This is a genomic window from Paeniglutamicibacter psychrophenolicus, from assembly GCF_017876575.1.
Classification (GTDB): Bacteria; Actinomycetota; Actinomycetes; order Actinomycetales; family Micrococcaceae; genus Paeniglutamicibacter; species Paeniglutamicibacter psychrophenolicus.
In genome coordinates this window covers 4,240,026-4,252,872 of the sequence record NZ_JAGIOE010000001.1, presented here as the reverse complement: position 1 = coordinate 4,252,872, position 12,847 = coordinate 4,240,026, and the positions used below count along the sequence as shown (strand labels likewise).

The following is a 12,847-nucleotide window of genomic DNA, read 5'->3' as shown; positions in this document are numbered from 1 at the left end:
ACCATGAAGACCTCGGAAGCCAGGAGGCCCGCCGGGTCAGGGACATATCAGTCCCCCGATGCCACGACGGTCTTGTCCATTTATCTGTTTCTCCTGCTTGCGATTCCCTCCGACCGCGGAATCGCGGCCCTGGGCGCCGCCGGATCTGTGTCATCGCTTTTTGCCCTCGTGATGCTTCTCTGGTGGGTCTGGCACCACATTCGACAACTGCGGCCCAACGAATTTAGGCGGGTCCAGCCGGTCCGCATCATGATGTTTGTCTTCATTGGCTGCGTTCTAGCCAGCTACGTCGTCGGCGCCCTGCACGCGTTGCCTTTCGTTGATGGCAATTCCTCAAACATGAACCTGATCAACATGGCATCGTTCGCTGGCGTGCTTCTGGTGACGAATGACGGGATTGCGGATCGGGAGCGGTTCTTGGTTCTGCTCAGAAGAATTGCTTTTTTTGGGGGCTGCTACGCGACGCTGGGCCTAATACAGTTCTTCACGGGCCTGAACATCGTGGACTCCGTTTCGATCCCAGGGCTTTCTTCAGGGGGAAGCGGCGGTGTTGACTCCAGGGGCGGATTTGTACGACCGGAATCCACCGCCCGCCATGCCCTAGAATATGCGGCCGTGCTGTCGATGGTTCTTCCGATCGCGCTCACCCTGGCCATTCGTGAAACTAAGAGATCGGTAATTGCTCGCTGGTTCCCCGTGGCCGCAATATTAATGGCTGCATTCCTGTCCGTTACTCGCTCGGCCCTCTTGGGCATCGTGGCTGTTTTGGTGATCCTTGTTCCAACCTGGGAAAAGAATGTGCGACGGATGGCCGTATGGGCCGGTCTCGCAGGTTCCGTCGTGCTCTACTTCTTGGTCCCGGGTCTCAGCGGCACCATTATCGGGATGTTCTCAGGTTCAGATCCCAGTGTTGACTCGCGTACGGACAGCTTCGCAGTCGTCGGGGGATACGTGGAAGCATCCCCATTTTTCGGCCGTGGGTTAGGAACCATGAGCCCCGAGTACAGGATCTTCGACAACCAGTACATCGGACTCCTGATCGAGGTCGGGATCGTGGGGCTTCTGGCGTTTCTCGGGTTGATCGGCGTTGCCATGCTGACCACCTTCATGCGACGGCGTAAACCCGATCCCTTGATCGGTGCCCTGGGACCTGCCCTCTGCGGGGCGGTATTGGCAGGCTCGCTGCTGTGCGCATTCTTTGACGCATTCCATTTTCCGCAGTCGGTGGGCATGCTCTTCCTGATGCTTGGGCTATGCGGAGCGCATTGGAATATCAGCCAGGAAGTTTCACCTGAACTTGCCGACCCCGCGAACCACGGCCACGGTACCGACGAGCACACGGGCCTGAGCCGGGTAAGCGGTGCACTGAGGCGTCGATGGTACGTGGCGATCCTCTTACTGGCCCTGGTGGCTCCCGCTGCGCAGCTTGCCATGAAGGTCCCCGGGGTCTATTACACGAAGTTCAATATCGATTTCCAAGCCCCGAACGGTGCAACCGAGGGCAACGCACTGCGAACCGAAGCGTTCTCGACTGTCCACTATGCCGCCCTCATCCAAAGAATGTACGAGGGAAAACATCCCAATGCACCCATCCTTCCCACCCGTGCCCCGCTCTATGGCACAGGACTAAGAGATGCAGTGGCCGTTTACCTGCCCAGTGCCGGCGGTCAGTGGCAAACGAACTTCAACAGTCCCACCCTTACCGTGGAGATCGTCAAGGAGAACCCGGAAGTCGTGCTCACCACCGCGGATTCGATCACCGAAGACATCACGGCCACGGCAAAGGGGCCGCAGGACGAGTCAGGCGTATGGAAGAAATCACAGATTGCCACGGAGCGGAGCCCCTCGACGCCGTCGGTGACCTATGTGAATGTGAGGACTAAATACGCCTTGGGTGTCATTGGGGTGCTGGGTGTGGGAGTCGCTGTGTCCGGTGCCATTATCTCTGATCGTGTGCTTCGCCAAATCCGCAGGATCAGGGCAAAACGAAGCACTGTTGGTGCAGTGCGATTGCAGGAAAGAACCACTACGAAAAACTGAACAAGGCAGAGCGCAAAAGCAACCAGCCATCATAGACGGTCGGTAAAACAAAGGAAGAGCATCATGACGCGGAGCAGCGCGCAAGACGAAGCATTGATTCGCTCAACCACGGGTTATCAGCCACAACTTGACGGGTTGCGTGCCATCGCAGTCATGAGCGTTATGGTGTTTCATGCGCGTCCGGAGCTTCTGCCAGGTGGGTTCATTGGCGTAGATATTTTCTTCGTTTTGAGCGGATTCTTGATAACCAGAATAATTATGAAAGAGTTGAAGGTTAATAAGAAGTTTTCATTCAAAAGATTCTACATGCGCAGGGCCCTTCGACTGTTCCCCGCTCTTTTTCTCGCGTGCGTGGTTCTCTTGGTTGTATATTCCCTGATTCCTGGCCTTCCGCAGCACGATGAAACTCTTTTTGGAATATTTGCTGCCGTTACGTATTCGTCGAGTTGGTTTACGGCATTTTCGATAGCGGATTTGGGTGCCATGCTACCAACTTGGTCCTTATCCGTGGAGGAGCACTTCTACTTTGTTTGGCCGTTGGTTCTGGTTCTACTCTTTCGTTTTTCCAAGTTCTTTAAAGCGTCAGTGGTTTTGCTGATCCTGATCGCCACCACCTATCCCTTGGTCGCCTTCGTCGTCTTCGATTGGAGTGTAGAGCGGCTGCACTATGCCCCGGACACGCGATCTGCTCAGCTTCTGATCGGGTGTGGCGCCGCGATCCTGGTGTCGAAGGCGGGTAGCAGAGTTCCTTCGCTAGTCGCATGGTTTGCCATCTTGTTTCTTGTTGGCTATGAGTTGATCAAGAATTTGCTGAATTTTGATTTTTACAATTACGGTGGGAACATCATGATTGGAGTCATGACGGCTATATTTATATTGCATTTGGATCAACAGGAATATGGGTTGTTCAGTCGACTGTTATCCACCAGGCCTATGGTTTGGATTGGGCAGCGTTCATATGGGATATATCTTTGGAATCTTCCGCTGATTGCGGTTATGACCTTCATGGGTTCCAGTTTGCCGGGCGTTGCCGCGAAACTGGCCGTCTGCTTCATCATTCCCGCAATCTCCTTTACCTACGTAGAGAAACCGCTGCTGCGGTTGAAGCGTCGATTTGATAAGCAGCCTGATAGGACCGGCTAAGCGATTGCTTCCGAAGGATGCAACTGCATGAATAGGTGTTCAGATTCGAGGTGTTTGGGCAATCGTGGCTCGGCCTGGTGAGCTGGAGGCGGCAATGCTCTGAGCGCCCTTGCAACCGCCTTGGAAAAATTTAGGGCTGGCTTGGTTCTGGTCTGCCGGTGGGAGGAGAGCTGCGACGACCAGGAAATGGGTTCGTCACTTAATTTGGCCACGTAGTAGCGGCAACCAACAAGCCCGGCGACGGTTGGTCCTCAAGGCCCACCACGAGCGGATAGATCGCGGAGTCATCGCCAGCGCAACGTGACTGATCGTCGCCAAGGCGGCCGTGATCGAGCGTGGCCATACCACTGGACAACAACAACTACGTTTGCCGTCCGTCGGCGACAGCTGGGCTGGGCTCCTGGAGCCAGGGTTCTAGACCGCCCGGCTGCTTTCGTCGCGCTCCCACATGGAGCCGGGGGAGACCAAAGATGCACGCTTCTGCTTGTGCCTGGCGCGCACCACGAACGACGCATAGACCAAGGCGTCGAATGCGCTCACGGGCCCGCGAACGGAGCCAATGAGCTGGCGCACCGTTCTCCTCGACCCGGTGTCTCCGCTGCCCAGGAAAGTCGTGGGCACCGGTCCAACGGAATTCTTTGCATCCGCCTGCTGACGCACAAACTCCTGCTGCCCCCGGTAATTGCGCTGCAAGATTGCAAACAGGCTTTCGACAGTACGGGGTGTCACCACACGAACCGGGGGAGTGTTGAGTATCGCCTTCTCCCACGGCTCGAACTGCTGGTCGACGAAGAGGTCATCGGCCGTCAAATCCGGGAACTTTCCAAATCTCGCGTGTCCTGCCTCGGTCAACCCGTAGACTCCGGCTCCCCACAGGGCCTGATTCGTGGCGGGAATCCTGCGTCGTGCCCTGTAGAAGGATTTCACCGGGGCGGCTGCCTGCGAATCGTCGTATTCAAATGCAGGCCGAGCGGCAAGGACGTCGCTGTTCGCGAGCCGGTCCAAGACCATTTTCAATGCGGTTGGAGTCATCTCGATGTCGGCATCCAGATATACGCGAGGCCACCTGGTGGCCATCTCATCCGCTTCGTTCAATGCTGCAACCTTTGACGCGGCATCGACCTCGATGACCCTGACACCCGGGAAGGACGAAGCAATCCGGAACGTTTCGTCGGAGCACCCGTTGCAGGCGACAATGACTTCCACCGCCTCGGTCGATGCCAGTTCGGCCAGGCACTCCAGGGTGCGTGCGATGACGGTGGCCTCGTTGTGTGCCGGGATGATGACGGTCCCGGAGGGGAAATCGGCGCTGGGTGATTGCTGGGCGCCGGCGCTTGGCCGAGGCAGGTCGGCCCAGCTGTTCTCATCAAGCAAGGTTCTCAGGATTCCGCGCCGGCTGGGCTTGTAGACGCGCAACGCTTCGGCCAGCAGGACCGCCGAACGGAAACCGCTGGCGTAGTTCTTCCCGTGATACTTGCGGACATAGCGGATGCGGTTGATGGACATCAACGCGTTCAAGGATGCTGAGGAGCCGGAGCCACCCATGTGGTGCGTCATGCGCGCCGCGGGTTCGTACCAGATGCTCGCACCGCCTTCGCGGGCACGCCGGAAATAGTCGACCTCTTCGGAATACAGGAAGAACTGTTCATCCCACGCACCCAGCCGCTTGGCCAGCGAGGACTCGATGAGCAGCGCGGCCCCGGTGGCCCAGTCAATGCGGTGGGGATGCTGGTAGCTCTCGGCATCGTAGTCCAGCTCGGATGCCCAGCCCGGCCTGCCGGTGAACCTGGCTCCGCAAAGCGCATCACCCACTGCCGTCGCGATGCTGGGTTCCCTGCGCAGCGACACGTAGGTCGACCCGTCCGATTCCAGTAGCTGGGGCACGACGATCCCGGCACCAGAGCGGCGCATGCGATCCATGAGCAGAGCGATCGCATTGGGTTCGACGCGGAGATCCGGGTTGAGAACCAGAACGGCCTCGCAGTCCCCGGCATGCCGCATCACGGCGTTGAGGCCACCGGCATAACCGAGGTTTCCTCCCGTGGAAACGGCCATGACGTCGTCATGCATGGAGAGCAGCTCGAGCGTCGCGTCGTTCGAGCCGTTGTCGGCGACCACGACGCGGAGGCTCAGGCCATTGGCTTGCTCCCGGAGACTCGACACCAGGTCCTCGACGGTGTCTTCGTTGTTGTAGGTGACGGCAAGGACCGCAACATCGGCGTGTTGGCCGGATGCGGCAAATCGTCCGGGAGTCTCCGTCTCCCGGGACATCGGGAGCAGATCCTTGAGGCTGTGTTCCGGGGAGTCCGAGGAAGGTTGAAGTGCGGGTTTCGGCGCGGGCAGGAGCCGACTCTCTTTCTTCAGCCGCAGAAGACTGGGTGGATCGTCCACTAGGTAGCGGCGTGCCAGCCGCCTGGGTTCAAGTGCCAAGCGCCATGCCCACTCCAAGCCGTTTGCACTTGCCCAATTGGGTGCGCGTTGAATGCTTCCGGCAAGGAAATCCACGACGGCGCCAAAAGCCAACAAGACGTTTGCCCCGGTGGCAAGACCGTATTTGGCCATCCAAAGCTCTTGGCGCGGTTTGCCCAGCCCGACAACCAGTATCTGCGTGTGCGACGACCTGATGGACTCAGCCAACCCAAGCGAGGCCTGGTGATCCACGAGATCCTTGCGGTCCGGTGCCCAATAGCCGCTGACCTTGAGATTGGGGCGGTTTCTGGTGACGGTGCGGGAGAGCACCCGCTGAACCACATAGGACCCACCCAGGAAGCCGACGCTTAACCCTTCGCTCTCCGCCCGGTCCAGAAGCGGGCCGATGATGTCGCTGCCCGCGAGCCGGGGCCAGGTCTTTCCGGTCAGCCGCGTTGCCTCGGCAACCAGCGGTGCTCCGTCAAGCAGAACAAGCCAGTCATCTCCGTTGGTCCCGTGCCGCACCGAAGTGGCCGAACCCGAGACCGGCATGCCCAGCGAGTAATCCAATGTGTCATACCAGCGCCCGAGACGGCCGAATTGCGCGATGTGATCCAGATTGGCCGACACCACCGACAGCGGGCGATGGCCGGCATCTACCCGTTCGGAGGAACGTGCCCGTTCGGTGACCCGATCCAACGCATCATCAAGGTCCAAAAGGTCAACGATGACACCGACGAGATCGACCTGTTGCATTGCGCCCCCCAAGGCAGTTCACACGAGACCGGTACCCGGTACCGATCCTCCCCATTTAGTCCAATCTATGCGTTGTCAGGGGGAGGGAACAGGTGGCTTTGGGCCGATGCGTACTCTACTTTCAGTCAGGAACCACGTAAGTACCACGCCCAGGGCAGCCCCGAGTCCGTTGCAGATGACATCTCTCACCGAACCGACCCGATCGCTGAGAAAGACGAATTGGAACGCTTCAACGATCAACGAGACGCCGACACAGACGAGCCACGAAGTGAGCCAGCGCCGATTTTTGAACCACAACGGGAGCAGTGCCCCCAGTGGCACGAAGAAGAGCACATTTGCGGCGGCCTCGACATGGCCGAATCGCACCCCGGCGCCGAAACCGTGCTGCTGCAGGGTGAGCAGGACCCCGGACACAAGCTCCGGCAACCTGAAGTCACCAATCCGGACGATGAACACAACGATGACCACCCCGAGCAGATATGCCAGGAGCAGGAAGCCGACCCATCTCCGAGAGCGGGCCAGCCACTTCATGCCGGTTGCAGCCGGCCGTCGGATTCCAGGTAGCGGGCATTGGTCACGGGACACGTCCAGTGGCCGTCGGCAAGGGCCAGGGGATGGCCCGCTTCGCCGACCCAGCCCACCCGCTTGGCGGGGACTCCGGCGACGATTGCGTAGTCGGGAACGTCCTTGGTGACGACGGCACCCGCGGCGATGGTCGCCCACTTCCCGATCCGAAGCGGTGCGATGCACACCGCCCGGGCGCCGATGGATGCCCCGGTCTCGATGCTCACGCCCACCATGTCCCAGTCGTCACCCGACTTCAAGGATCCGTCCGGGTTGATGGCGCGGGGGAACAAGTCGTTGGTCAGTACGACCGCGGGGCCGATGAAAACCCCGTCGGCCAGGACCGCGGGTTCATAAACCAGGGCATAATTCTGGATCTTGCACCGGTCTCCCAGGCGAACACCGGGCCCGATGTATGCACCGCGGCCAACATTGCATTCGACACCCAGAACGGCGTTTTCGCGCACCTGGGCCAGATGCCAAATATTGGTTCCGGCACCCAGAGATGCGTCCGATGCGACATCGGCGCTTGGCTCAACATGAATCATTTCCATTCCCCCCAAAAATCTGATTCGCTGCAGGACTCAGCTGCCTCTTTCCAACCATGGGCCAGAACGTAGCCGGGGTGCAAGGGCTAAGGGGGAATGATGCTGCTTAGTTTTGTTCGGTCCGCTCGCCCACGTGCTCGGTATTCCCATCGCGCAAACCCGGTTCCTTGCGCAGGCCGGTCAAGCCGTACCAGGCAAGGTTCACCACGTGGGCGGCGACGGTGCGCTTGTCGGGGTGCCTGGCATCCAGCCACCATTGCGCCGTCATGGCGACCATGCCCACGAGCATCTGTGCGTAGATCGAGCCGTCCTCGGCACTGAATCCCCGGTGGGTGAATTCGTCGGCCAGGATGTGCTCGACCTGTTCGGTGACCTTGGTCAACAGCGTGGAATACGTGCCTTCGGGCTGTGACGGCGGGGCGTCGCGCACCAGGATGCGGAAACCCTCCGTGCATTCCTCGATGTAGGTCAGCATCGCGAGTGCAGCCTTTTCCAGGAGCACGCGCGAGGAATCCTCCTCGCCGGAGAGCGACTCCGTGATCCGGGCCAGCAGTTCCCGGTATTCGTTGGTGACCACTTCCATGTAGAGCGCTTCCTTGGAGCCGAAGTGCTCGTAAACCACGGGTTTTGACACGCCGGCTGCCCGGGCAATTTCCTCGATCGTGGTCCCGTCGACACCTCGCAGGGAGAAGAGGTGGCGTGAAATGTCGATCAGCTGCAACCGGCGCTGTACTCCGGTCATGCGCGTGCGAGGGCGTGCGGTGGGGCTCATAGTGATCATGGTAACCACAGGTATGGCATAAACAGGGCCTAGCCGCAGGGCTGTGACCGGGGGACTGACACGCGCCTTTGTCCAAGTCGCATCCATGGCCCCAGTCGTGGCAGAATAGTTCACTGTGCCGGTGAGGCGAGCTCAACGCACATTCCGCCCTGGTGTAATGGCAGCACCCCAGCCTTTGGAGCTGTGGAGTATAGGTTCGAATCCTATGGGCGGAACACATCACCCATTGAATTTCCGGGACTTTTCCCGGGATAGAATGGTGAGGCCTGGCCCGGCCGGTCCGGCTAGCCAATGTACAGGGAGTACCAATCTTGAGCGTTCACGCCAACGCACCAGCCGCTGTCATCGTTCTTGCCGCAGGGGCGGGAACCCGAATGAAATCGGCAAAACCCAAGATCCTGCACGAACTCGGTGGCCGTTCCATGGTGGGGCACGCGCTGGCCGCGGCAGAGGGACTCCAGCCCCAAACTCTCGTTGCCGTGGTCCGCTTTGAGCGCGAACGCGTCGTTGAGCACCTCCTGCAGATCCAGCCCGATGTCATCATTGCCGACCAGGACGAAATCCCCGGCACCGGCCGAGCCGTGCAGCAGGGCCTGGAGAAGCTGGATCCGGCGCTCGAAGGCACCGTGGTGGTCACCTACGGCGACGTCCCGCTGCTGACCACCGAACTCCTTGGCGAACTCGTTGCCGCCCACGACCGCGAGGGCAACGCCGTCACGGTACTCACGGCGCTGCTCGAGGATGCCACCGGCTACGGCCGCATCCTGCGCGCCGAGGACGGGACCGTCACCGGCATCCGCGAACACAAGGATGCCAGCGACGCCGAACGTGCCATCCGCGAAGTGAACTCCGGCATCTACGCCTTCGACGCGCAGGTGCTGCGCTCCGCACTGGCCGAGGTCACCACCGACAATGCGCAGGGCGAAATGTACCTGACAGACGTGCTGGGCATTGCCCGGTCCACCGGGGGCCGCGTCGCAGCCGTCGTGACCGAGGATGCTTGGCAGGTCGAGGGCGCCAACGACCGCGTCCAGCTCGCCGCGCTCGGCAAGGAAATGAACCGCCGCATCCTGGAGAAGTGGATGCGCGCCGGGGTGAGCATCATTGATCCGGACAGCACCTGGATCGACGTCGACGTGGCCCTGTCCAACGACGTGACCATCAAGCCGGGGACCCAGCTTCACGGCAGCACCGCGATCGGCACCGACGCGGTCATCGGTCCGGACACCACCCTGGTCAACACGCATGTCGGCCGCGGGGCCAAGATCGTTCGCTCGGACGTCACCGACTCGTCCATTTCCGAAGGCTCGTCGGTTGGCCCCTTCGCCTACCTGCGGCCCAAGACCAACCTTGGCCCCGACGCCAAGATCGGCGCCTTCTACGAGACCAAGAACATCACGGTCGGCCGTGGGTCCAAGCTCTCGCACCTGGGCTATGCCGGGGATGCCGAAATCGGTGAATACACCAACATCGGCTGTGGCAACATCACCGCCAACTACGACGGCGTCAACAAGCACCGCACCGTCATCGGATCGCACGTGCGCACCGCCTCCAACACCGTGTTTGTCGCCCCGGTCACCATCGGGGACGGCGCCTACACGGGGGCCGGCGCCATCGTCCGCAAGAACGTTCCGGCCGGGGCCCTTGCCCTTACCGTGGCCCCGCAACGCAACACGGAAGGCTGGACGATCACCAAGCGCCCCGGTTCCGCCGCAGCGGAGGCCGCATTCAGGTCCGCACTGGATTCCGGCGCAGCCGCCGAATCCGCGGACCAGGTCAAGTAACCCTCCACATCATTTCCGATCCCCGTTTGAGTGAGAAAGCGATCCCATGAGCGAACTAAGCTATAACGTCGATAAGAAGCTGGTGCTGGCTTCCGGGCGTGCCCACCCGGAGCTTGCCGAAGAGGTGGCCGCGGAGCTGGGTACCGAGCTGCTCCCGATCAGTGCCTACGACTTTGCCAACGGGGAGATCTACGTCCGTTCCGGCGAATCCGTCCGTGGCAAGGAAATCTTTGTCATCCAGGCCCACCCGGCCCCGCTGAACAACTGGCTCATGGAACAACTGATCATGGTCGACTCCATGAAGCGTGCCTCCGCCCGGCGCATCACCGTGGTGGCCCCGTTCTACCCCTACGCACGCCAGGACAAGAAGGGCCGCGGCCGCGAGCCGATCTCCGCGCGCCTGGTCGCCGACATGTTCAAGGTCGCCGGCGCTGACCGCATCATGAGCGTTGACCTGCACACCGCACAGATCCAGGGCTTCTTTGACGGCCCGGTCGACCACCTGTTCGCCATCCCGCTGCTGGCGGACTACATCCGCGGAGTCGTCGGCGATGACCCGGTCACCGTGGTTTCCCCGGACACCGGACGCGTCCGCGTGGCCGAGCAGTGGGCCGAGCGCCTCGGCGGCGCCCCGCTGGCCTTCGTGCACAAGTCCCGCGACCTGACCGTCCCGAACCAGGCGGTCTCCAAGACCGTCGTGGGCCAGGTCAAGGACCGCACCTGCGTGCTCATCGACGACATGATCGACACCGGCGGAACCATTGCCGGCGCCGTGAAGGTCCTCAAGGACGCCGGCGCCAAGGACGTCATCATTGCCGCCACGCACGCGGTGTTCTCCGACCCCGCCCCGCAGCGCCTGGCCGAGTCCGGCGCCCGCGAGGTCGTGGTCACCAACACCCTGCCGATCCCGGAATCCAAGCGATTCGAGACCCTGACCGTGCTTTCGATCGCACCCCTGCTGGCCCGCGCCATCAAGGAAGTCTTCGAGGACGGTTCGGTCACCAGCCTCTTTGACGGCGACGCCTAACCAGCATCCCCTTGCCGTCATGCACGGCAAGTTGTCCCCGGGCCCCTGTGCCGCTCCCTTCCCGGAGCGGCGCAGGGGCCCGCTGCCGTTGGCGGCCCGGCGCGACTGCGAGCGGCCAATTTCTGTCAGGGGCCCGGCTCCTGCTAAAATATTTACTTGTGCCCAGGCGAGGGAACTTCATGCAAATGGAGGTCCGTTATCGACGAGGCTAGAAACGCACTTAGCGTCCTTCTCCTTCGCAGGAATCGGATGATGATGCTTCTAGGCCCGAGCGGGGCAGGAAACAATCAATCATCTTCCACAAGGAGAACACCATGGCTAACACCATCAAGCTTGACGGCGAACTGCGCACCGACTTCGGTAAGGGTGCCGCACGCCAGGCACGCCGCGCCGGCAAGATCCCGGCAGTCATCTACGGCCACGGCACCGACCCGGTCCGCGTCCTGCTCCCGTCGGCAGCAACCACCCTTGCCGTTCGTGGCGCCAACGCACTGCTGAACATCTCCGTCGAGGGCGAAGACACCATCACCCTGGTGAAGGACATCCAGCGCCACGCACTGCGCCAGACCGTCGACCACCTTGACCTGCTGATCGTCAAGAAGGGCGAAAAGGTCATCGTTGAGGTTTCCGTCCTCATCCAGGGCGACCTGACCGCCGGTTCCTCCCTGTCGCTTGACCACCCGGTCATCGCCGTTGAAGCAGAAGCCGTTGCTCTGCCGGAGCACGTTGTTGCCAACATCGCCGGCCTGCCGGCAGGCACCCAGGTCCTCGCCTCGGACCTGATCCTCCCGGAGGGCACCGCACTGGCCATCGAAGCCGACGTCGTCGTTGCAACCATCGACGCCGCAGCAGTCGAGTCCGAAGAGGATGCAGCGTCGGCAGCTTCCGCCGAGTAATCATCCTCATATTGGTTCTCGCATGACTAGAGAAACCTGGCTTGTAGCCGGGCTCGGCAACCCCGGGCCCGGCTACGCGCATAACAGGCACAATGTTGGCCAAATGGTCCTCGACGAACTGGCCTCCCGAATCGGGGGAAAGTTCAAGACGCACGCTTCCCGCGCCCAGATCCTCGAGGGCCGCATGGGAATCGGCGGACCCCGTCTCGTCCTGGCAAAGCCGATGACCTACATGAACCTCTCGGGCGGCCCCGTGGCCAACCTTGCCAAGTTCTTCGGCATCGACCCCGCCCACGTCATTGCCGTGCACGACGAGATCGACATCCCCTTCGACACCGTCAAGCTCAAGCTCGGCGGGGGCGAGGGCGGACACAACGGGCTGCGCGACATCTCCAAGGCCCTGGGCACCAAGGACTACCTGCGGGTGCGCGTGGGTGTGGGGCGGCCCCCGGGCCGCATGGAAACCGCGGACTACGTGTTGAAGGACTTCTCGAAGGATGAAAAGAAGGACCTTCCGTTCCTGACCGACACTGCGGCGGACGCAGTGGAGGAATTGGTGAACCACGGCCTGGAGATGGCGCAGCGCAAGTTCAATGTTGCGTAATGGGAACGTGAATCGCTTGGTGAAGCATCTTGCGTGATTTCCGCGATTTGTTCAACGATCTTGCGACTCATACACTGTTCTAGTGCCGTTTCGGCCCCAAGACGAGGGGTCGGCAGCGGGAGGCCTCCGAGACTGGGCCACCCCCCACCCGCTGCCGACCTCTTTTTTGTGCCCTGAAACGGGCCCATTGTGCGGTGGTAAGGGTCCACTTATATGCCTTGAGGGCCCGGACGTGGGAGAATTAGCGAAGCAAATGATGCCGTAATCAAGATGCGGCCCGTGAAGACCTCCGCCC

The 12,847-nt window shown here is 61.2% G+C and carries 10 protein-coding genes and 1 tRNA gene; 7 read left to right on the top strand and 4 right to left on the bottom strand.

Annotation, left to right across the window (positions count from 1 at the left end; genetic code table 11):
* Nucleotides 1-3 precede the first annotated feature (3 nt).
* Entirely contained in the window at nt 4-2,040 is a 2,037-nt protein-coding gene (locus tag JOF46_RS19175) for an O-antigen ligase family protein (RefSeq protein WP_209910198.1), read from the top strand.
* Nucleotides 2,041-2,103: 63 nt separating this feature from the next.
* Entirely contained in the window at nt 2,104-3,183 is a 1,080-nt protein-coding gene (locus JOF46_RS19170) for an acyltransferase family protein (protein WP_209910195.1), read from the top strand.
* A 414-nt stretch (nt 3,184-3,597) separates the two neighbouring features.
* Here the strand turns inward: JOF46_RS19170 and JOF46_RS19165 are convergent, their stop codons facing one another.
* The 4 genes from JOF46_RS19165 to JOF46_RS19150 all read right to left on the bottom strand — a co-directional run bounded on the left by JOF46_RS19165 (nt 3,598) and on the right by JOF46_RS19150 (nt 8,202).
* The gene (locus JOF46_RS19165) at nt 3,598-6,348 is read right to left on the bottom strand and encodes a WecB/TagA/CpsF family glycosyltransferase (RefSeq protein ID WP_209910194.1); all 2,751 of its coding nucleotides are present in this window, start codon (nt 6,346-6,348) and stop codon (nt 3,598-3,600) included.
* Nucleotides 6,349-6,423: 75 nt separating this feature from the next.
* Entirely contained in the window at nt 6,424-6,879 is a 456-nt protein-coding gene (locus JOF46_RS19160; protein ID WP_209910191.1) for a VanZ family protein, read from the bottom strand.
* On the bottom strand, nt 6,876-7,460 hold the full coding sequence (locus JOF46_RS19155) for an acyltransferase (RefSeq protein WP_209910188.1): 585 nt from the start codon (nt 7,458-7,460) through the stop codon (nt 6,876-6,878). Before JOF46_RS19155 ends, JOF46_RS19160 begins: the two co-directional genes overlap by 4 nt.
* 106 nt (nt 7,461-7,566) lie before the next feature.
* On the bottom strand, nt 7,567-8,202 hold the full coding sequence (locus JOF46_RS19150) for a TetR/AcrR family transcriptional regulator (protein WP_209910185.1): 636 nt from the start codon (nt 8,200-8,202) through the stop codon (nt 7,567-7,569).
* 182 nt (nt 8,203-8,384) lie between these two features.
* Between JOF46_RS19150 and JOF46_RS19145 the strand changes: the two genes are divergently transcribed.
* The 5 genes from JOF46_RS19145 (at nt 8,385) to pth (ending at nt 12,552) form a co-directional block, all read left to right on the top strand.
* Nucleotides 8,385-8,456, top strand: a tRNA-Gln gene (locus JOF46_RS19145).
* Nucleotides 8,457-8,552: 96 nt separating this feature from the next.
* Nucleotides 8,553-10,025 (top strand): bifunctional UDP-N-acetylglucosamine diphosphorylase/glucosamine-1-phosphate N-acetyltransferase GlmU, encoded by a 1,473-nt coding sequence (glmU, locus tag JOF46_RS19140; RefSeq protein WP_209910183.1) that lies wholly within the window; start codon nt 8,553-8,555, stop codon nt 10,023-10,025.
* A 46-nt stretch (nt 10,026-10,071) separates the two neighbouring features.
* On the top strand, nt 10,072-11,052 hold the full coding sequence (locus JOF46_RS19135) for a ribose-phosphate diphosphokinase (RefSeq protein WP_113761453.1): 981 nt from the start codon (nt 10,072-10,074) through the stop codon (nt 11,050-11,052).
* 314 nt (nt 11,053-11,366) lie between these two features.
* Nucleotides 11,367-11,948 carry a 50S ribosomal protein L25/general stress protein Ctc gene (locus JOF46_RS19130; RefSeq protein WP_209910181.1) on the top strand — a complete coding sequence of 194 codons (582 nt, stop codon included), beginning with the start codon at nt 11,367-11,369 and terminating at the stop codon, nt 11,946-11,948.
* Between the two features lie 22 nt (nt 11,949-11,970).
* Nucleotides 11,971-12,552, top strand: a complete 582-nt coding sequence (pth, locus tag JOF46_RS19125; protein ID WP_209910179.1) for an aminoacyl-tRNA hydrolase — start codon at nt 11,971-11,973, stop codon at nt 12,550-12,552.
* The last annotated feature ends 295 nt before the right edge of the window (nt 12,553-12,847 follow it).

Bases quoted from the DNA above. Each gene is read 5' to 3' on its own strand.
- JOF46_RS19175 (WP_209910198.1), top strand. From the start codon at position 4: ATGAAGACCTCGGAAGCCAGGAGGCCCGCCGGGTCAGGGACATATCAG.
- JOF46_RS19170 (WP_209910195.1), top strand. From the start codon at position 2,104: ATGACGCGGAGCAGCGCGCAAGACGAAGCATTGATTCGCTCAACCACG.
- JOF46_RS19165 (WP_209910194.1), bottom strand. From the start codon at position 6,348: ATGCAACAGGTCGATCTCGTCGGTGTCATCGTTGACCTTTTGGACCTT.
- JOF46_RS19160 (WP_209910191.1), bottom strand. From the start codon at position 6,879: ATGAAGTGGCTGGCCCGCTCTCGGAGATGGGTCGGCTTCCTGCTCCTG.
- JOF46_RS19155 (WP_209910188.1), bottom strand. From the start codon at position 7,460: ATGATTCATGTTGAGCCAAGCGCCGATGTCGCATCGGACGCATCTCTG.
- JOF46_RS19150 (WP_209910185.1), bottom strand. From the start codon at position 8,202: ATGACCGGAGTACAGCGCCGGTTGCAGCTGATCGACATTTCACGCCAC.
- JOF46_RS19135 (WP_113761453.1), top strand. From the start codon at position 10,072: ATGAGCGAACTAAGCTATAACGTCGATAAGAAGCTGGTGCTGGCTTCC.
- JOF46_RS19130 (WP_209910181.1), top strand. From the start codon at position 11,367: ATGGCTAACACCATCAAGCTTGACGGCGAACTGCGCACCGACTTCGGT.
- pth (WP_209910179.1), top strand. From the start codon at position 11,971: ATGACTAGAGAAACCTGGCTTGTAGCCGGGCTCGGCAACCCCGGGCCC.